The sequence below is a fragment of the Spirosoma harenae genome (assembly GCF_054776975.1).
Genome location: NZ_BAAHBD010000039.1, coordinates 239,146 through 259,509 on the forward strand (window position 1 = coordinate 239,146; position 20,364 = coordinate 259,509).

Annotated in this window: 20 protein-coding genes and 1 riboswitch; of the genes, 11 read left to right on the forward strand and 9 right to left on the reverse strand. The window is 46.0% G+C overall.

The window, feature by feature from the left end; translation table 11 throughout:
• Positions 1-33 precede the first annotated feature (33 nt).
• Positions 34-471: a hypothetical protein gene (locus ACYVE4_RS30805; RefSeq protein ID WP_461044263.1), complete on the forward strand. Its 438-nt coding sequence runs from the start codon at positions 34-36 to the stop codon at positions 469-471.
• A 42-nt stretch (positions 472-513) separates the two neighbouring features.
• On the forward strand, positions 514-924 hold the full coding sequence (locus ACYVE4_RS30810; RefSeq protein WP_461044264.1) for a hypothetical protein: 411 nt from the start codon (positions 514-516) through the stop codon (positions 922-924).
• A 6-nt stretch (positions 925-930) separates the two neighbouring features.
• Here the strand turns inward: ACYVE4_RS30810 and ACYVE4_RS30815 are convergent, their stop codons facing one another.
• From ACYVE4_RS30815 to thrA, 5 genes are all read right to left on the reverse strand, one after another.
• A complete protein-coding gene (locus ACYVE4_RS30815) occupies positions 931-1,962 on the reverse strand; it encodes a galactitol-1-phosphate 5-dehydrogenase (protein WP_461044265.1) in 1,032 nt (343 codons plus the stop codon).
• A gap of 61 nt (positions 1,963-2,023) precedes the next feature.
• A complete protein-coding gene (locus ACYVE4_RS30820) occupies positions 2,024-3,610 on the reverse strand; it encodes an McrB family protein (protein WP_461044266.1) in 1,587 nt (528 codons plus the stop codon).
• A gap of 68 nt (positions 3,611-3,678) precedes the next feature.
• Positions 3,679-4,032: a DUF5615 family PIN-like protein gene (locus ACYVE4_RS30825; protein ID WP_461044267.1), complete on the reverse strand. Its 354-nt coding sequence runs from the start codon at positions 4,030-4,032 to the stop codon at positions 3,679-3,681.
• Positions 4,029-4,280, reverse strand: a complete 252-nt coding sequence (locus ACYVE4_RS30830) for a DUF433 domain-containing protein (RefSeq protein WP_461044268.1) — start codon at positions 4,278-4,280, stop codon at positions 4,029-4,031. Before ACYVE4_RS30830 ends, ACYVE4_RS30825 begins: the two co-directional genes overlap by 4 nt.
• A 12-nt stretch (positions 4,281-4,292) precedes the next feature.
• The gene (thrA, locus tag ACYVE4_RS30835; RefSeq protein ID WP_461044269.1) at positions 4,293-6,749 is read right to left on the reverse strand and encodes a bifunctional aspartate kinase/homoserine dehydrogenase I; all 2,457 of its coding nucleotides are present in this window, start codon (positions 6,747-6,749) and stop codon (positions 4,293-4,295) included.
• Between the two features lie 351 nt (positions 6,750-7,100).
• On the opposite strand from thrA, the gene ACYVE4_RS30840 reads away from it, so the two are divergent.
• Positions 7,101-8,453 carry an amidohydrolase gene (locus ACYVE4_RS30840; protein WP_461044270.1) on the forward strand — a complete coding sequence of 451 codons (1,353 nt, stop codon included), beginning with the start codon at positions 7,101-7,103 and terminating at the stop codon, positions 8,451-8,453.
• Between the two features lie 154 nt (positions 8,454-8,607).
• On the opposite strand, the gene ACYVE4_RS30845 is transcribed toward ACYVE4_RS30840, so the two are convergent.
• From ACYVE4_RS30845 to ACYVE4_RS30855, 3 genes are read right to left on the reverse strand one after another with little or no spacing between them, the layout of a single operon-like run.
• A complete protein-coding gene (locus tag ACYVE4_RS30845) occupies positions 8,608-9,405 on the reverse strand; it encodes an SDR family oxidoreductase (RefSeq protein ID WP_461044271.1) in 798 nt (265 codons plus the stop codon).
• A gap of 10 nt (positions 9,406-9,415) precedes the next feature.
• On the reverse strand, positions 9,416-10,342 hold the full coding sequence (locus ACYVE4_RS30850; protein WP_461044272.1) for a S66 peptidase family protein: 927 nt from the start codon (positions 10,340-10,342) through the stop codon (positions 9,416-9,418).
• Between the two features lie 23 nt (positions 10,343-10,365).
• Positions 10,366-11,352, reverse strand: coding sequence for an ion channel (locus ACYVE4_RS30855; protein WP_461044273.1), 987 nt, complete (start codon positions 11,350-11,352; stop codon positions 10,366-10,368).
• Between the two features lie 98 nt (positions 11,353-11,450).
• Here ACYVE4_RS30855 and ACYVE4_RS30860 point away from each other — a divergent pair, with 98 nt between their 5' ends.
• From ACYVE4_RS30860 to ACYVE4_RS30880, 5 genes are all read left to right on the forward strand, one after another.
• Positions 11,451-13,052 (forward strand): Na+/H+ antiporter, encoded by a 1,602-nt coding sequence (locus tag ACYVE4_RS30860; RefSeq protein WP_461044274.1) that lies wholly within the window; start codon positions 11,451-11,453, stop codon positions 13,050-13,052.
• 178 nt (positions 13,053-13,230) lie between these two features.
• The gene (locus ACYVE4_RS30865; protein WP_461044275.1) at positions 13,231-14,229 is read left to right on the forward strand and encodes a glycosyltransferase family 2 protein; all 999 of its coding nucleotides are present in this window, start codon (positions 13,231-13,233) and stop codon (positions 14,227-14,229) included.
• A complete protein-coding gene (locus ACYVE4_RS30870; RefSeq protein ID WP_461044276.1) occupies positions 14,181-14,981 on the forward strand; it encodes a polysaccharide deacetylase family protein in 801 nt (266 codons plus the stop codon). Before ACYVE4_RS30865 ends, ACYVE4_RS30870 begins: the two co-directional genes overlap by 49 nt.
• 24 nt (positions 14,982-15,005) lie before the next feature.
• Positions 15,006-16,169 carry a glycosyltransferase family 87 protein gene (locus ACYVE4_RS30875; protein WP_461044277.1) on the forward strand — a complete coding sequence of 388 codons (1,164 nt, stop codon included), beginning with the start codon at positions 15,006-15,008 and terminating at the stop codon, positions 16,167-16,169.
• A 76-nt stretch (positions 16,170-16,245) separates the two neighbouring features.
• Positions 16,246-16,947 (forward strand): class I SAM-dependent methyltransferase, encoded by a 702-nt coding sequence (locus ACYVE4_RS30880; RefSeq protein WP_461044278.1) that lies wholly within the window; start codon positions 16,246-16,248, stop codon positions 16,945-16,947.
• Between the two features lie 78 nt (positions 16,948-17,025).
• On the opposite strand, the gene ACYVE4_RS30885 is transcribed toward ACYVE4_RS30880, so the two are convergent.
• Positions 17,026-17,352 (reverse strand): DciA family protein, encoded by a 327-nt coding sequence (locus tag ACYVE4_RS30885; protein ID WP_461044279.1) that lies wholly within the window; start codon positions 17,350-17,352, stop codon positions 17,026-17,028.
• Between the two features lie 189 nt (positions 17,353-17,541).
• Positions 17,542-17,646: riboswitch (SAM riboswitch) on the forward strand.
• A 214-nt stretch (positions 17,647-17,860) separates the two neighbouring features.
• Between ACYVE4_RS30885 and ACYVE4_RS30890 the strand changes: the two genes are divergently transcribed.
• From ACYVE4_RS30890 to ACYVE4_RS30900, 3 genes are all read left to right on the forward strand, one after another.
• Complete coding sequence (locus ACYVE4_RS30890; protein WP_461044280.1) at positions 17,861-18,946, forward strand: homoserine O-acetyltransferase family protein; 1,086 nt, start codon at positions 17,861-17,863, stop codon at positions 18,944-18,946.
• Between the two features lie 6 nt (positions 18,947-18,952).
• Positions 18,953-19,546: a GDSL-type esterase/lipase family protein gene (locus tag ACYVE4_RS30895; RefSeq protein WP_461044281.1), complete on the forward strand. Its 594-nt coding sequence runs from the start codon at positions 18,953-18,955 to the stop codon at positions 19,544-19,546.
• A 78-nt stretch (positions 19,547-19,624) separates the two neighbouring features.
• Positions 19,625-20,353, forward strand: a complete 729-nt coding sequence (locus tag ACYVE4_RS30900; RefSeq protein WP_461044282.1) for an esterase family protein — start codon at positions 19,625-19,627, stop codon at positions 20,351-20,353.
• Positions 20,354-20,364 lie beyond the last annotated feature (11 nt).

Here is a 20,364-nt window from a genome sequence, read left to right on the forward strand (position 1 = left end):
ATAGAGTCATCTACTCAAAAACCGATAATATATATGAAAGGCTGGCTTTGGGGATTATTTGTCTGGATCGTTGTTGCAGGGTGTAGCAAGGAAGAAGAAGCTTTGCCTACTGACCCCCTGTATCGAAAATGGTTAATGACCAAAGTACAGTATCAAACCGGCGATCCGTCAATTGTATCACCAACAAGTTTGTGGGCAATTGTTGAGTATAAATTCAACGGAATGATTCTGTATGGAACCGATGGCAAATATGATCCGTGCTGCTCGCCCTATCGATTTAAGCGGAAGGGTAATATACTAGACCTTGTGAATGTAGAATCTATTCCAATGCCTGAACGCACGCCCAATGGCATATGCGCTCAAGTTAGTTGTGTTGCGATTGATAATCAATGGGAAATTGTTGCACTAGATTCCACACAACTCGTAATAAGAACATCGCGGTCGACGGTCTACTATAAACCTTATCCCTAATTAAATAGTAGCTAGCTGATAAAGGTCATTTCGTAAAGGCATATGAGAAACCTCCTGATTACCATCGCTTTTCTAGTAGGTTTAGCTGAAGCCTGTAAAAGCGATACCTCAATTGGCTCAACAGATGATTTATATAAGCGTTGGCGTCTAAACAGGGTTCGTCAGGCACAGGATTCGGAATGGACAATGTACGATACGGATGCAGCTTACGACATAGAGTATACCTCCGATGGTACGCTTGTTTATAGGCGAAATGGAGTCGTATACGCGACGCCTTGCTGCTCAGGAGGACGATTTAAGCGAAATGGGGTACAGATTGAGTACAGTGAATTCCCAATATGCCCAACCGTCAAATGTGCGTTTCGTTCAACTGCTACAATCATCATGTTGAACAAAAACGTACTTCAAATTCAGATAGGTACTCAATTTGAAGAATACCTATCCGTTGATTAAGGTCGGTTAAGGCTTCAATACGACTTTAATCAATCCTTTCTCTTTTGCATACAACCGGCGGAACCAGTCTGCCCCTTCTTCAAGCGGGACTTCGGCACTCAGAATCGCTTCAACATTCATTCGACCGGACGAAATCAACGCTAGAGCCGCTTCATATTCTCCATTGATCGCACAGGACCCCTGAAGCCGCAACTGGCGCGTTACAACGGCTTGAAGCGGAAGCTCAACCGTTGGAGCCAAATTGCCAACCAACGTAACCGTTGCCCCTTTGCGGACACAATCAATCGCCGTTTTGACCGTTGGCCCAGCTCCGACAACCTCGAACGATACGTCAGCTCCGCGACCGTGCGTCAATGCCTGCACTTGTTTAGCCATATCGCCACTACGAGCGTTCAGCGTGTGCGTTGCTCCTAACGTCTCCGCCAGCGCAAGTCGATCATCATCAAGATCAATTGCAATGATCGTTTCGCAGCCTGCCAGTTTCAGCGCCTGAATGACGAAAAGGCCAATCATCCCAGCACCAACCACAACCGCCGAATCATTGACTTGAATAGGCGTCAGGCTCAAGGCGTGAAGCGCTACAGCAACTGGCTCAACCAGAGCGGCTTGGGTAAAGCTAACGTTATCGGGAATGGCATATAAAATATGCTGAGGTACGGATACATATTCGGCAAATGCCCCCTGTCGTTTGAAATCGGGTGTCGATACGCCCACCACTTCCCGACCATCACTAAGGTTATATTGCCCCCGTCGACTGTACCAATCATCCAGTGCATACACTGTCGAATCGAAAGTGACCCGATCACCCGTAGACCAGCTTTTTACGTCCTCTCCCACTTCGGCAATAATACCCGACGCTTCGTGCCCCATGACGATAGGTGGAATCCGTCGGCCACTACTTCCGTCCATACCATGCACATCGGAACCGCAGATACCTACGGCCTGCACGCGAACAAGTACTTCGTTTGGTTTGATGGTTGGCTTCGGAAGATCCTGTAAGTCAAACTGATTGTATTCGGTTAGAACGAGGGCACGCATAGTGGTTTTTGAATTACGATGGCTGATCGTGCAGGGGCTCCATCACGATTTATTTCGTCCATCATTTTTGATAAATCCGGATAAACGTTTCTACTGGTACCTGCACATAGTTTCCCTGTTGCAGGTTCGGGTTGATTTCGTACGTTACAACGTCATCAATAGCATCAGGCATTTCACCAAATAGTTTATTAGCATTACTGGCCGTGTATTTCTTTTTTGTCCAGACCAGTCGCTGATCGGACTCTTTGCCCCAGGCCGAATTATCGCCCAGCACCAACTGAATTTTGGCCCAGTCATTGAAGAAATACTCCTGCAATAGTGGAATAATCCGATCGCGAAACGCCTGACAAAGATCAGCATGTGTTTGAACATTTGTTAAATACGCATGACCAATCTGATGATCGCGATCCAGCAAACATTCAATGCGCTCGTTCATCGTTCGAAGCAACTGCGCCAAATCAACACTTTCGACTGGACCTAGTATCGACGGATTGGGCATCATTTCACGAAACGAAAACCGCCGACGTAAGGCAATGTCCAGCAGTGCAATCGATCGGTCAGTTGTGTTCATGGTTCCGATCACAAACAGGTTGATAGGTACACCAAATCGCTCCTGCGAATACGGCAACGTTAACCAAAGCTCCTGTTCAGCCCCAAGACGTTTGTCTGCTTCGAGCAACGTGATTAAATCACCAAATACGCTGGCGACGTTGGCGCGGTTTACTTCGTCAATCAGCAGATAATGAGCTGGCGCCCGTTTCAGCTTTTTCGCCCGATTCTCAGCAGAGTCGTTCAGACAATCGGCCAACGTGCCATATCCTGCCTGTTGAATAGCCAATTGGCAGGCGCGATAAAAAATACCTTTGCGAATTTTATAACTAATCTGTCCACCAGAAACTTCTGGCCGAATACCTTCTACAAATTCCTCATAACTGTACGATGGATGAAAGGTAATCAGGCTTGAATTTTTGTCTTTCAGATACGGCTGTAAAGCAAACGTTTTCCCCGTACCCGGTGGCCCAAACAAAATCAGATTGTGCGGCTGATCGGGTAATGTTGGTTCTGGCTCGTAAGTCGTCTCTGGTTCTTCTACTGCAAGTCCATTCAAGACACGGTCACCTAGTGTAGGATCATCGGCCAGTCGGATCAATTCGGTCAGGAAAGCCTCGTCTTCGGCAGCTTCATACACATCGGTATTGTGCCGAGCCAGGTGCGGGCCTCGCTTCGTGCTTTCAACCAGCTCGAGCAGGCAATCTTCCCAACAGGTTCGTAGTGTCAGATTATAAAGCAGATGAACGGTCGATTGGCCGACAATAACCGTCAGGTAATCAGACTTTTCAGTCAACGGCTCAAAGACTAATTCCTCTATGTTTTTGAGCCGGTCGTAACAGGATTTCTTAATCGTTAAGTGATATTCAACCTCTCCCTTTCGCGGTTTTTGAATTCGTAAAGCCTGAAAGAAGTTAATGTTGGCCGTAATCGATGCTTTATCCGATCTAACAACAAAGGCCAGTCGCGCATCGCCGTTGGGCAGGTTGATGATGTCGATCAGTTCTTTCAACAACCCAAAAAAACGCCGGACGGCTTCGGCATGACCGATGTCGCGAATACGTTCAATAAGGGCTTGTTGCTGGCTATCGGCAATCACAGAAAGAGCTATGTATAGCTTACTAAATTACGATTTTTTCGGGATAATTCGGCAAAGATGACACAGTTTCATTCATGCACAATTAACTCGTTATTATTTAGTTCGATGAAACTATGCTTTTCGAATAATGTATCAATTTGTGACATTGTCAGCCGGAATAAATCGAGTAATTTCCTGTTTTTGATATTTCCAGTCGTTACAAACAATAAACGAGGTGGTTGCTTAAAAAGCAGATAACTGTCTTGGAAATCAGAATCTTTAGAGACTACAATCCAATCGTTATATGCAGCAAGCTGGCGAATTACAGTATCACTTGTTTCATCTTTATTAGGAAGTTCATCGGTATGCGTCACGTCAAATCCTTTCTGACGTAACACTTCGGCCAACAAATAAGGTAATTGAACATCAATAAGATACTTCATGCGAGCACTTTATGAATGCTTTTCACGCTCGCTAACCGACTTGCATACGCTAGGCACGCACGAATGTCATCTTCTTCCAATGTTGGATAATCATCCAAAATCTCCTGATGAGTCATTCCAGCTGCCAGAAGGTCAAGAACTAATTCAACCGGATAACGTTTATTACGAATCGTCGGCTTGCCATGACATATATCCGGATTAAGAGTAATCCGTTGTAACAGAGCATTTTCCATAGTAGCTTTTTTCATTTTAATACAAACCTACGCCAAATAACTCCCGATACTGACTACATCGGCGAATACGCCGGAAGCTGTTACTTCAGCACCCGCACCGGGGCCTTTTATCACCAGCGGACGATCTTTATAGCGCTCTGTTGTAAATGAGACGATATTATCGGCACCAGTGAGTTGATAAAATGGGTGCTCCTGTCCTACCGGACGTAAGCCAATTGTCGCTTTGTTATTCTCGAAACTTGCCACAAACCTAAGTTTTTCGCCATTTGCTTCGGCTTCAGCAAGCAGACTTTCAAAATAGTCGTTGTTACGTTCGAGTTCGTCAAAAAAGGCGGGAACAGACGGTGCCTTCTGGCAGGATTCGGGTAATAAGGGTGTAATGGTAACGTCCTCAGGTTCGAGCGGGAAACCGGATTCGCGAGCTAAAATCAGGATTTTCCGGGCTACGTCCAATCCACTTAAATCATCACGAGGATCGGGTTCGGTATATCCTTTTTCTTTCGCTTCGCGTACGACATCAGCGAAGGAGGTACCGGGTCGGAAGGTGTTGAAAATGAACGATAATGTACCCGACAGAATGGCTTCTATTTTCAAAAACTGATCGCCAGCCGTCATTAAGCCCTGAACGGTATTGATGATCGGCAATCCGGCTCCTACATTGGTTTCGTACAGGAATTTAACACCCCGATTTAACGCTGTCCGCTGCAATCGACGATAGTCGGCGTAAGGCCCCGAGTTAGCCACTTTATTGGGTGTCACGACCGAAATATTACCATCTAACAGCGACTCGTAAAATTGCACAATATCTTTATCAGACGTACAATCAATAAATACAGAATTCGGCAGATTATAATCTTTAATTCGATCAACAAAAGCTGGCAATGAAGTAGTTACCCCTTCGGTCAGTAGTCGCTCCGGCCACTCGTCCAGCGAGATACCTTTAGGATCAAGCAGCATTTTTTTGGTATTCGTCATTCCGACTACGCAAACTTTCAGCAGCTTTTCGGTGCGAAGAAATTCCGACTGATTGTAAATCTGTTTCAGGAGGGTTTTACCAATCAATCCAGTTCCAACCAGATACAGATTCAATACCCGCGCTTCGGATTGGAAGAAAATATTGTGCAGTGCATTAAGTGCTTTTGATAGGTTATTTTTATTGATAACCACCGAGATATTAATCTCCGAAGACCCTTGCGCAACCGCTACAATATTGACCCCATTTTTGCCTAATACAGAAAATAGTTTCCCGGCAATACCTGAGCTTTTTTTCATCCCCTCGCCCACTGTAGCAATCACCGACAAATCGCGTTCAATGGCAATGCTATCGATGTGACCATGTTCAATTTCGGTGGCAAATTCAGCCTCCAGAATCACCTTTACGTGTTCGGCTCCGCGTGGATCAATGGCAAAACAGATGGAGTGCTCCGACGAAGCTTGTGAAATCAAAATCACGCTGATACGGTGCATGGCCAGTACACCAAACAGTTTGGCCGATACCCCCGCGACACCAATCATCCCCGAACCTTGTACGTTCACCAACGCAATGTCATCGATACTCGAAATACCGGTAATCGTGTATTGTCGACGTTCAGCCGTTCTACTAACAACGGTGCCATTGTGCGTTGGATTGAATGTATTCAGTACCCGAATCGGGATGTTTCGGGCGAACGCGGGTTGCAGGCTGGGTGGGTAGATTACTTTCGCGCCGAAGTGGCTGAGTTCCATTGCTTCGGCGTAGGTAATCGTCGGAATATTGAACGCGTTCGGTACTTTGCGCGGATCGGCGGTCATCATTCCGTCAACGTCGGTCCAGATGTCGATAACGGTGGCATTCAGGGCAGCGCCAAGAATACTGGCCGTATAATCTGATCCACCCCGACCTAGCGTTGTGGTTTCGTTCTTCTCCGTCGACCCGATAAAACCCGTAACCAGTTGTATATCTGTGGCTTTCGAAAAATGGGCTTGAATTAGTTGGTTAGTCAGCGTATAATTTACTTCGGCCTGCCCAAATTGTGCGTCTGTTTTGATAAGCTGGCGGGCATCACAAAACTGCGCTGGAATCCCGCGACTTTTTACACATTCGGTAATGATGGTTGTAGAGAGTCGTTCACCAAAACTGGTGATCAGGTCGTGGGTACGGAGGGTAAGTTCACGAATCAGCGAAACGCCCCGCAGCAAATCTTCCAGTTCATTGATAATACCCCGCACATGCGCAAACACCTTACTTTGTTCCTTCACCGGAATCAACGCTTTCACGATAGTAAAATGCCGGTCTTCAATGCGCCGAACCAGTTCCATATAATCGGTTTCGCCCGTCGTGGCCATCCGCCCGATCTCAATGAGTTGGTTCGTGACACCGCCCATCGCCGAAAAAACTACGACAATCTGGTCGCCGTTCTGACGGTGATTTTCAATGATTTGGATAACTTGTTTTATGCTCTCAACCGAGCCAACCGACGTGCCGCCGAATTTAAGAACCTGCATTAGTAAGGATAAATCAGTAAATGGCCTAACTAGGCTTGTATCATCTGCTTATCTAGCAAACAGACTGCCAAATAGTCGCGCAAGTTAATCAGGAAGCAGTTGATGAGGGTAATTTTGTCTACGGAAGATGCGATTAAGGCCAGAAGCCATAATTGATTCTTCCTCTTCATACGATTAGCTAAAGCCAAACCGCCCGTTTTGCAAAGCATTGTAAAAGAGAAATATAAAACTGCATATTTTACATATTCCTACTAAATCGATCAATATCTACTGGTGAACCCCCTATTTTCTACTGACTTATACGTATCTTCAAAGCCTAATTTAACTAAGCGCAAAAAATTATCTCCTTTGATGAAAAAACGTAACTTATTAGCCTCTTCACTGGTGTTAAGCGGTCTCATCGCTCAATCGTCGTTCGGACAGGTGGCTACCTTAAATACCCGAATGGATAAAATGGCGGAAGGCCTTGAAAAGAAAGTCGTTACCTGGCGCCGGGATTTCCACCAACATCCTGAACTGGGTAATCGTGAGTTTCAGACAGCCGCCAAGATTGCCGCTCACCTGCAATCGCTGGGTATGGAAGTAAAAACAGGCGTTGGTAAAACGGGCGTTGTCGGGTTGCTTAAAGGAGGAAAACCCGGACCCGTCGTGGCTTTGCGTGCTGATATGGATGGTTTACCTGTAACAGAACGAGTTGATTTGCCTTTCAAATCGCAGGAACGGACGGAATACAATGGGCAGCAAACGGGCATTATGCACGCTTGCGGTCACGATACGCACGTTGCTATGCTCATGGGTGCGGCTGAAATTCTGGCTTCCGTAAAAGCTGATTTGCGCGGCACGGTAAAATTCATTTTCCAGCCTGCTGAAGAAGGAGCTCCGCAAGGTGAAGAAGGGGGTGCCTATCTGATGATTAAAGAAGGTGTTCTGGAGAGTCCCAAAGTCGATGCCATTTTTGGTCTGCATATCAATTCACAAACCGAAGTTGGTACCATTAAATACCGTCCTGGTGCAACGATGGCTGCAGTTGATTCTTACGCGATCAAAATTAAAGGTCGTCAGGCACACGGCGCAGCCCCCTGGTCGAGCGTTGACCCGATTGTTACCTCAGCCCAGGTAGTTATGGGGTTACAGACAATTGTTAGCCGAAATCTTACGCTTACCGAGAATCCTGCTGTAGTGACTGTTGGCGCTCTGCACAGCGGTATTCGCCAGAACATCATTCCGGAAGAAGCGAACATGATTGGTACCATTCGGACGTTTAGCCCCGAAGCACAAAAATTGGTTCACCGACGCATCAACGAAATTGCGACGAACATTGCTGAGAGCGCGGGTGCGAAAGCTGAAGTGAAAATCGACATTATGTATCCGGTAACGTACAACGATCCGAAGCTAACCGATCAAATGGCACCTACCCTCGAAGCGGTTGCCGGTAAGTCGAACGTAAAACTTACAACTGTGCAGACGGGTGCCGAAGATTTCTCGTTCTTCCAGCAGAAAGTACCGGGTTTTTTCTACTTTCTGGGCGGCATGAGCAAAGGAAAAAAAATCGAAGAAGTACCTTCGCACCATACGCCTGATTTTCAGATTGATGAAAGCTGTTTCGTGCTGGGTATGAAAACGCTCTGCCACCTCACCACTGATTACATGGAACATTCCAGCAAAGGTGTTGCGGTGAAAGAATTGACGGTGGGCGGACAATAGATTGGTTTGAAGCTGAAGTTCAAGCTTTAATTCCAGTAAATTTTTGTCATTCCGACGCAGGAGGAATCTCAAAGTTCCATAGTAGTCAAGCTTGAGATTCCTCCTGCGTCGGAATGACAAAAAACTATTTACAGAAACTCCAAAGAATTAAGTATCACGTGCCTTTCCGCTTCCGTAAAATTCTCGATAGCAAACTGGGGAAAAATCGCTTGAGGTAGATACCGTAGATTTCGCTACCGCCAATGTACACTTCCTCTTTTTGCGCGCCAACGGCTTTTAGCAATCGCTGGGCAAATTCATCAGGTGCCATGCCTTTCTCCTGATTTTCATCCATTTTAGCGTGTTTGCTTCCCGTAGCGTTTAAAGCATTTAGGGAAATAGCCGTTCGGATATAGCCAGGACAAACGATTGTCACACGACCCCCTTCGTCATACGTTTCGGCCCGTAACGCATCGAAAAAGCCATGTAACGCATGTTTGCTGGCCGAATAGCCAGAGCGCTGTTTGGTAGCCAATTTTCCAGCTACACTGCTTGTGACAATAAAATGTCCACTTTTTTGCGCTAATATAATCGGTAAGACAGCTTTGGTAAGTGCTACAACACCAAAGAAATTCACGTCCATAATTCGCCTATAAACAGACAAATCGGTATCTGAAACGGTACTTCGCTGAGTAATGCCTGCGTTCTGAAACAGATAATCAATTCGTCCAAATCGTTGGCGTACCGTTTCAACGTGAGCTGGCAGACTGTCGAAATCCGTCATATCCATCGGCAGCACCAGTACATCATCAGCTGGTAAACCTGTTTGCTGAGCTACTCGCTGCAACTCTTCTTCACGCCGTGCTGATAATACTAGTTTGATGTTCTGGCGCTTGGCAAATTCTACTGCAATCGCTTCCCCAATCCCCGACGAAGCGCCCGTAATCCAGATAACCGAATTGAGAAAAGTCATGTGATGCGTTCTACGATTGATTAACGAGTTGGCCGAAATTGATTTGAGCCGTTTGCTCCTGCACGATTAATTCAACAGTCCCGCCGATCGGTAAAGCCAGATTAAACGGAACGTGCCCAGCCGGGAAATTGAAGAGTACAGGATAGGAATAATCGGCAACCGTATCGGCAATAATTTCAAAAGCGTCTTTCCCAAAAGGAAGCGACGCATTGGCGCGCATATCGGTGAATTGCCCAACGAGTAAGCCTGCCAGTTTTTCCAATCGCCCGGAACGTCGAAGCTGGGTCATCATCCGATCAAGCGAGAAGAAGGTTTCGTCGATATCTTCAATGAACAGGATTTTTCCGGCAAAATCTACATCGGTTGGTGTTCCGAGTGAATTGCTGAGCATCGTTAAATTACCCCCAACCAATATTCCCTCTGCGCTTCCAGGTCGATTTAGCGAATGAGGTTCTACTGCATAATGTGAGGGAAACCTGCCAAACAGCCATTGCCGAACTGATTCCAGCGAGGCTGCTCGGTCAGGATCACCAAATTGGCGAGGCATTAGTCCGTGTAGACTAACGATGTTGTTTTTAGAAAAAAGACTTAACAATACTGTCACATCGCTGAAGCCAATCAGCCACTTTGGATTGGCTTGTAAACCTGAAAAATCGAGGTCGTCAGCAATTCGGTAGCAACCGTACCCTCCCCGAGCGGCAAACACCGCCCGAACGGTTGGGTCATCGAATAGCCGTTGTAAATCAGCCCGACGGAGATCATCGGAGCCGGCAAATGGACCGTCGATGGCGTGTAAACTATCGCCTTCAATCACGTTCAATTGCCAATCGTCGCGCAGAATGCGCAAACCATCGGCTAGTTCGTCATAAGGAAACCAACTGGCGGGCGCCACTACACCAACCGTATCGCCAGGGCGTAAAAAAGGGGGGAGAATCACAATGTATTAGTTTGAAGTTCGAGCTAATTCAATTCAGCTTCTTCTGTTTCGTCAAGTGTATCGAGGTCGAGTGTTGTCTGATGCTCGGAATCGAACATAGGTCGGAACTTATGTCCCCAGCGAATTTCGTCGTATCGATACGAGAATCTCGTATGTACACTCTGCACAAACGTATCGTCCAGTGCCTGTAAGGAAATCAATAGTTCGGTATCCGATTGAGCTAGTTCTTCAGGAGTAGACCCGTATAGCGGGCTTTTTTCAGTAATCGGATGAACTAGCGTCCAGTTCGCCGGAAAGAAGGAGACTTTGTTCCGTTCCAGATTCAGCGGATAGTATTTTCGGGAAAGCGTCCCATCTACCTTTGGCTCCAGCCGCGATAAAGTGACGGTTACCTCTAAATTGATTAACTGATTGGCGCGCGTGTTCACGATCCGAAACATCCAGGCATTAACATCCAGATACGGCGCGAAAACGGAGTTTTTTGAAAAGCGAATGTGTGCCAGTGGACGAGAAAATCGTCCATAAAGCAGTCCCGTTGCCAGAGCGAACGCCAGCAAACCAAGCATCGACTCAAACGCAGCAATGGAACTGGTCAAAAACGTATTCGGAGAAATATGTCCGTAGCCAACAGTTGTGAGCGTTTGCGAGCTAAAAAAGAAGCATTTCCAGAAAGGACCATTTACGTTTTTATCGGCAATACCGATCAGCGTATCCGAACCGGCCAGCATATAAATACCCGCGAAAAGCGTGTTGACGACCAGATACGCGAGCAAAAGCCAGCCAAAAAACGCGGGCCAAGTCATCGTAATCAGGCGATTATAGATATTGAGTCGATCCCAAAGACCGCTGTTGATTCGGGCAATGTTAAAGGTCCCATCCTGATTGACCAGTCTCGATTTCGAATCGGTTAGTTTCGTTCCAAAACCAAGGTCAGTCCGACGTTCTTCCTGTTCAACCAATTGGCTATCGGTCGGTGTATGTGTAAAAAGTTGTCGGTTCGATGAATTCATAACCACTACATTTGTTACGTAGCAAAGGCTCTAGTTCGCTAACAAAGTTATAGCAAATTTGTCGCGCACTTCATTGCATTCGTTAATCAATCCATTGCATGCATCCAGTTGAGATCGTAACCGGTTTACTTGGCGTAACAACATTATTGGCGGTAGTTGCCCGCCGACTCCGTCTCTCCTACCCGATTCTTCTAGTTATTGTAGGATTGCTCATCGGTTGGATTCCTGGTTTACCGCCGGTTATTTTATCGCCCGACGAAGTGTTTCTGGTTTTCTTACCACCACTGCTCTACGCGGCTGCCTGGCAAATTGACAACATCGAACTAAAGTTATATAGTCGCTCAGTATCGTTACTAGCCGTTGGACTGGTGTTATTTACTTCAACAGTTGTTGCGCTAGTTGCTTATGCCGTCATTCCTGGCTTTTCATTGGCGCAAGGTTATTTATTGGGTGCCATTATTGCTCCTCCCGATGCGGTAGCAGCCTCCTCAGTCATGCGCGGGTTGAATGTTCCAAAACGAATTACGACCGTATTGGAAGGAGAAAGTCTGGTCAATGATGCCACCAGTTTGATTATTTACCGATATGGGCTGATTGCTATTCTCACGAATCAGTTTGTGCTTTGGGAAGCAAGTCTCCAGTTTGTCGGAATTGCGGTAGCGAGTGTCGCCATTGGGTTAGCGATTGGCTGGATCATGGTTTATGTACATCGTATAATCAGCCGAGATAACGTAACCAGTACGGCTCTTACACTTTTGACGCCATACGGATCGTATCTTTTGGCCGAAAACTTTCACCTGTCGGGTGTGCTGGCAGTTGTGACCACCGGGCTTTTTTTATCGGCACGTACCTCTACCTTATTCTCCTATCATAGTCGTCTGCAAACCAATTCGGTTTGGGAAATTGTGGTCTTCCTGCTCAACGGACTGGTTTTTATTCTGATTGGCTTACAACTACCCATGATTGTTTCCAACCTGAATGGGTACACACTTCCACAAGCTGTTAATTATGGCTTATTGATCAGCCTCGTAGCCATTATTTGCCGATTGGCGTGGGTTTTTCCCGGTGCTTATCTGCCTCGCTGGCTAAGCGCAGGTATTCGTCAACGGGAGGTTAGGCCTACCTGGCAACAGATTGCTATTATTGGTTGGGCGGGGATGCGTGGAGTTGTATCACTGGCAGGTGCATTGGCGCTGCCTAATACCTTACGTGATGGCCAGCCATTTCCAGCCCGCGATCTCATTCTGTTTATTACGTTTATTGTTATCCTGATTACGCTGGTGTTGCAGGGGCTAACGCTTCCACTTCTAGTGGAAGGACTTAACGTACGAGAAGATATTGACGAGAAAAAAGAAGAACGTAAGCTACGGCGCAAAATGGCGCTACAGGTTATAACGCATCTAGAGGCTAATCACGCGGGCGGGTCGGTGCACGACGATGTATTGAACTACGTAAAAAACACATACGAACTACGTATCAACGAAATCAACGGCTTTTTACGAGGGTCCGATAACGCCCAACGCCCACCCGAACTTTATCAACAGGCCATCCAGCTTCAACTGGAATTGATCAACGTTGAGCGAACTGTTTTGACAGAGCAACGCCAAAGTACGTTGCTGGATGGAGAAATTCTCCGAAAAATCGAGCAGGAGCTAGACCTCGAAGCAGCACGACTTTCGCTAGCTCAACCTATGAGCTAAACAGATCCTCCAGCGTAAAAAAGCAGAAGTTATTGATTAATAAAGGATTAACATTTCATATAAAATAAATATAAGCTAGATTACCTATACAAGTATTGATCTTTAGGTAAATATACCTATATTTATACCCAGTTTGAAAAAACGATCTCCGTAACTACTTTGATAAAATAAATCATCTATGAGATTTCATCCAGGTATGATCAGCTTGGTTGTACCAGCTTTTAACGAAGAAGAAAATTTGCCCGTCTTGATCCATCGCCTTATGGCCGTTATGGAGCGATACGATTCCTACGAAATCCTGATTGTAGATGATGGTAGCTCAGACCAAACTCGATATGTACTACGACAACTGAGCCAGGAATATCCAGTAGTACGATTTATCTCTTTTTCACGGAATTTTGGTCATCAAATGGCTCTTCGGGCGGGTTACGATAACGCTCGGGGAGAAGCGGTTATTTGCCTTGATGCCGACCTTCAGCACCCACCCGAGCTAATCCCAACCTTGATCGACAAATGGCGTCAGGGCTTCGAAGTAGTTTATACCGTCCGGCAGGCCGACCCAAAACTTTCCTGGTTTAAGCGGACCACATCAAAGTATTTTTACCGAGTACTTCGCAGCGTTTCTAATCTGGAAATTGAAGATGGCGCAGCTGATTTCCGGTTACTGGATCGCAAGGTGGTCGATACGATCAAGCAATTCAAAGAGAATGATTTATTCCTGCGTGGGGCTATCTCCTGGGTTGGGTTCCGTCAGTGCCGCATACTTTACGAACCAGCCGCCCGCTATGCAGGACGTTCCAAGTACTCGTTCCGTAAAATGCTGAAACTGGCTGCCATGGGAATTACATCATTCTCGACCCGGCCGCTGTATTTATCGGTTATGCTCGGTTTTGGTATGTTTCTGTTTGCTACGCTATTCGGCATGGAAACGCTTTATGAGTATTTCTTTACGAACGCAACTGTATCTGGCTGGACGACTCTGGTGGTGCTGTTAGTGCTAATTGGTGGGGTCCAGTTTATTATGATCGGGATTATGGGCGTATATTTGGGGAAAACGTTCGTTGAAGTGAAAGGCCGACCGGCTTATATCATTGGCGATACGAGCGAGATCGAGGAGACTACAACCCCATGGCGATCCCCAATCGAGGAAGAAATATTTTATTCACCGTTGACGTAGAAGAATTTGATACTGCTGTTGAATTCGGCCACGACATTCCGTTGAGTGAACAAGTGGCCGTTTCAACGCGGGGTTTAACCTTATTAGCCGAACGCTTTGATCAGATAGGAGCTCGTACAACACTCTTCACAACGGCCAACTACGCGCTTCACGAGCAAAATCTAATTAAGCAATTAGCGCAGAAGCACGAAATTGCATCTCACGGCTACTTCCATACGACGTTCGAACCCGCTGATTTACTCAAATCCCGGTTAGCGCTGGAAGAATTACTAAAGCGTCCAATACTAGGTTTCCGTCGGGCGCGTATGGGCTATGTTGACCCAAATGACGTTCATCAAGCTGGTTATCAATACAATTCTTCGCTGCATCCAACCTGGCTTCCGGGCCGTTATAATCACTGGGGAGAACCGCGACATCCCTTTAAGGAATTAGGTGTGTGGCAAATTCCGGCTTCGGTTACGCCTACGCTTCGGCTGCCTTTGTTCTGGCTCAGCCTTAAAAACTTTCCGTTCGCTTATTACAAAGCACTTTGTCGGCACACACTTGAAGCGGATGGTTTTCTGAATCTATACGTGCATCCCTGGGAATTCACGGATTTGTCAGGATATGAAAAAATCCCGACATACGTACGCCGATACTCGCGCGACGAACTCCTCGATCGAGTGGAAAATTTGTTGCGCTATCTAAAACCGATGGGTGAGTTTAGCACAATGGGTGAGTTCACACAGCAATTGGCTTCTGGCGCTTCCTGAGCCTACAATCGTTCTAACCTGCTGATGATATCCTTTTTTAAAAAGCCAATTTTTAGCGATTACCGGTTTATTTTCGGCATTTACGCACTCGTCACCTTATTTGCCAGCACCCGAACGGTTATTCTCCTCGATTCCAATAATTACCGGATTTTCTATTATTCGCTTTATCATCTGATTGAGGGGGTAAGCCTCTATTCGGTTTATCCTGCTCAGTATGAAGATCATTTTCACTACGCGCCCACGTTTGCGGCTTTATTTTCACCCGTTTTTGCCCTGCCATTTCCGGTAGGATTATTTCTCTGGCATTTGTTGTTTGCGGCTGTCTGGATGCTGGCGATCCATAAGTTACCATTTACGCATCAGCAGAAAGTATTTATGTATTGGTTTGCCTTGCAGGAATTATTCACTTCACTCGTGAACAGCCAGACCAATCCGTTGATTGCCGCGATTCCGATTTTTGCCTTTTTGTGCTTCGAGAAACGACAACCGATCTGGGCTGCTTTTTTTATCGTTTTGGGTTTTAACATCAAGATATACAGCCTGGTAGCGGGTGCTTTATTTCTGCTTTATCCGCAAAAGATTCGGTTTTTAGCCGGTATAGCTCTCTGGGGAATTGTGCAGGGATTACTTCCCGTATTTTTCACATCACCCGCCAAATTGATATGGCAATACCAACTGTGGATCAATCAGTTATTGATTAAATCAGATCATGACAAATGGGCGAATACGTCAATTCACCGACTGATTCACGTATTTATTTCTCCCGATGTAGAAACGTCTGTAATTATTGGCTTAGGTGTGGTCGTGTTCTGCACCGTTTATATACATATAAAACGATTTGGAGAGCGGTCTTTTCGGATGTTGATGGTTGCTTCGATTTTAGTTTTTCAGGTCATTTTCAATCCGGTTTCGGAATCGCCAACCTACATTACAGCAGTTACAGGCGTACTCATCTGGTGGTTTTATTCTCCTCAAAACTGGTTCGATAAGGCACTTTTGATTAGCTGTTTTATCCTAACTGTACTGTCGCCCAGCGATTTTTTCCCGCATTTCCTTCGGTCGAAATTCGTCACACCGTATGGTCTGAAAGCCTTACCTTGCGTGCTTATCTGGTTCCGAATCATTTATCTTATGCATCGGCCAGAAAGTAAACCTGCGAGTATTGGCTCACCCCAGTTGACAACCTAAATTGTTCTTAGGTGTTTCATAGAAGTCTATCCGGCTTTAAAGAAATAATATACGATTCTCTAAATAAGTAAATCGAATGGCAGTAACATGGCTTGATTTCTGGCAGCAGGAAAACGAATTTGATCAATCGATGTCCGTAAATTATGCCTATTTTCTGGCTCGGGTCGAGAAGTATATCCCGTTATCACCAACGCAGACAGTGCTGGATATAGGATCTGGGCCTGGTAATCTGGAGGATGCCTGGTACGATCGGGTCAAAGAGATTCATGGGCTGGATATTTCCAAACGCTACAACGAAATCGCCCGCGTCAAACACGCGCAACATCCGACTATTTATTTCCACGATTTATCGGCTGATGACTATCTGAATTTCAGCCCGGTAGCCAATAAGCGATTCGATGTGATCATTGTGATGAGCGTGGTACAGTATTATCGGAACGCATCGGAAGTGGAGCAACTTCTGGCAGCTATCAAACAAGTCGCTGCTCCCGGTGCCAAAGCTATGATCTGCGATCTGATGGTTGGCGGCAGTGTCCTCAGAGATATTGGGAGTATGATTAGTCGTTCCCTCAAACAGGGACAATTACTGGATACGATTAAGCTCCTTTTCCGACTACGGTTTTCTTCTTATTACGCTGTGCGACAGGAAAATGGGTTTCTGATTTTACCGAAACAGGATTGGCTGAAAATTTGCCAGAAACTGGGATTAAATGCCCGGTTTATTGAGGAACCTCTAACGATGCAACAGGAACGACAGAACCTGTTTATTCAATTCTAAATACTAAGCAAACCTAGCTGAGGCTATTTCCAGTCTGTTTAAGCCCTGAATTCGCAGAAGGGGATTGGGGTTGGGGTATTAAATGAAGATAACGTCTTCAATGACATCACTTCCCATGTCTTTATTGACGAGTTGGATAAGCTTCTGCTTAGCATTGACCAGTTCGTTTCGTAAAGGAGCTGATCCAATTTCGATGTAGAGTTTTCGATCACGAACATACAGCCGGTTCGTGCGCGACGCGATGGCAGGGCCCATCATCTTACCCCAGAAGGCCTCCAGATAAGTTTCATTAAACCGTGTCTGGAGTTGATACGCCTTCAGTAATTGCCCAATAGCATCCTTAACGGTTGTAGTCCCGGCTACACGAGTAGCATTTTCGCGATTGTAACGGTAGGTTTGGTTCATACTGGGCGGATGTCTTATTACAAAAGTAAACAAGGAATCGACTTTATACATACCGATTCATTCGACTCGGCAAAAAAATAAGCGAACGGTAGAAAAACCCTTTCTCGTTTGGATTCACGCCATTTGGCTGTTATACTTGCGTTATCAAGTCAATGGCGAAGCGTCTAATTCATCACATCGGCGCGCGTTGATTTATAAAGAAGCGGGGAGAGATCAGGCTCTGCGAACCGCTGGCAACCTACCTCACGGCAAGGTGCTAACTCCTGCCTAAAACCATTTTAGGGCCTATAAATCGTTCACTCAAATGCACTACACTGGTCAATGTATGCCCCGTGGGGCCTACTAAGCAACCTCACCAACGACCACGAAAACTGGGAGAGTTTGTCGTGTATACCGCTTCGGTTTATCGTTTTCGGTATATAGTGAGCTAATGCAGCAACTTTTGCGCCAACTTACTATATACGAAACACCGTAAATCGTAATCCGTAAATCGTAAATTCTTTTTCCATTGGATCTGCATTATTTCGATTATAAATATTCGTTTACGCTCGAATCGGGCGAACGCTTGCCGGGCTTCCGACTAGCCTATACTACACGTGGCACCTTGAATGAAGATGGCTCGAATGTAGTGTGGGTATGCCATGCCCTAACCGGCAATGCTGATGCGGGCGACTGGTGGGGCGGTATGGTTGGATCAGGCAAATACTTCGATCCAGAACCACCGTCTGGAGAGGGGTATTTTGTGGTCTGTGCCAATGTATTAGGCTCGTGCTATGGATCTACTGGCCCCCTATCCGTCAATCCCACAACAGGAAAACCCTATTACCATGATTTCCCGATGGTTACGATTCGGGACATTGTAAATACGCTGGATTTACTCCGGCAGGAACTCGGTATCGAAAAAATCCATACGTGCATCGGAGGGTCAGTCGGTGGCGAACAGGCAATGGAATGGGCGATATTACATCCTAATCTCATCCAGAATCTGATTATTATTGCTGCTAGTGCAGTGGCATCGCCCTGGTGCATTGCCTTCAACGAAGCGCAGCGCATGGCTATCGAAGCCGATCCAACCTGGCGTGAAAAATACGACACTGCGGGAGTAGCCGGAATGAAAGCGGCCCGTGCTATGGCTATGATTTCGTATCGCAACTACGATACGTATGGGTTCACGCAGGCACTCGACAACAATGAACAATTGGATGACTACAAGGCCGCTGGTTATCAACGCTATCAGGGCGACAAACTAGCTGATCGGTTCAACGCCTTTACCTATTGGACACTCTCTAAAGTAATGGATTCCCACAATGTCGGCCGAAATCGGGGGAGTATTCTAAACGCATTGGCCCAGATTAAAGCGCATACGCTAGTTGTTGGTATCCGGTCGGATTATCTCTTTCCGCCTACTGAACAGCAATTTCTGGCTCGTCATATTCCCGAGGCTACCTACGAGGAAATTGATTCGTTATATGGTCATGATGGCTTTCTGATTGAATTCAGACCCTTGACCAATATGATTCGGAAATGGATGGCCAGCAAGGCCATGAATCCAGTAACTAATTTTGAGAATGTTGTGAGCCGACAGGTTAAATAGCTGCCTATGTTTTGGTATGAAGCCGAAGTTCAGCAATTAGAAACGAAACTCAAAACGTTGTCTCCTGCATCGGACAGGGTCGTTTTTTATGGCAGTTCCTCCATCCGACTCTGGGCAACATTAGCGCAGGATTTTCCGCAAATCAACACTGTTAATCTGGGTTTTGGTGGGTCTACGCTTGCTGCCTGTACCTGGTTTTTTGACCGGTTATTGATTCCCGCACAGCCTAAATCCATTGTTTTTTATGCGGGAGACAACGATTTGGGCGATGGGCGAAATCCTGAAGAAGTTTATCTTTTCTTTTGCGCTTTTGCCGAAAAAATGCACTGTCTTCTCCCTGCTTTACCCTTCTCATTTTTGTCTATTAAAATTAGTCCCGCTCGCTTGCATATCGTCGACCAGATTCGCTATACCAACCATATCATTGGCAAGCAGATCGAGAAAATTGAGCGTTGCCAATACATTGATACAACTACGCCTTTGCTAGGAACAAACGGCCAGCCACGTCGGGAATTCTTCGAAAATGATGGGCTACATTTGAGTCCAGCCGGATATCAGGCCTGGAAACAGACACTCCAACAGCAACGGCAGTTTTTTTAACGATTTTTTTACTTAAACCTCCACCATTTTCCCTTGTAGTAGTTGTATTTTCATGAATACTTAATACATACATAGAAAATGCACCGTGAGTATCATAAGTGGTTCAGTCCGAACCTGAACCGGGATATGGAATTACTCGTTTTTGGTCATGCAGGAGCACGGGTGTTGGTATTTCCAACCCGGCGGGGACGATTCTATGAGTATGAAAATCTTGGTCTGGTCAATGCGCTGGCCGATCGGATTGACAACGGTTGGCTACAATTATTTTGTGTGGATAGTGTCGATCGGGAGAGCATTTATAACCGTCACGCATCACCTTTCGACCGTATCCGACGACACGGGCACTATGAACAGTACATTCTAAATGAAGTCCTGACGTTTTCGCGTCTGAAAAATCCTCAGCCGTTTATGATTTCACACGGCTGCAGTTTGGGAGCTTATCATGCACTAAATATTGCCTTTCGCCATCCGCAGTGGTTTGGGAAAGTGGTGGCTTTCAGCGGGCGTTATAATTTATCCGAACCTGTAGCTGAATTCCGGGGACTATTCGATAATTATTACGATGATGAAATCTACTTCAATAGCCCCAATCATTTCCTCCCAAATCTCTCCGACAATACACAGCTTGACCATTTACGCCGAATGGAAATCGTAATGACCGTTGGAACGGATGACCCATTTATTCAGAGTAATCTAGCCCTGAGCGATACGCTATGGTCTAAAAACATTTCGCATGAGTTATACCTGTGGGATGGCCGGGCACATCAGGCAGACGATTGGTATAAAATGGCGCAGTTGTATATGTAATAACCTGGCTT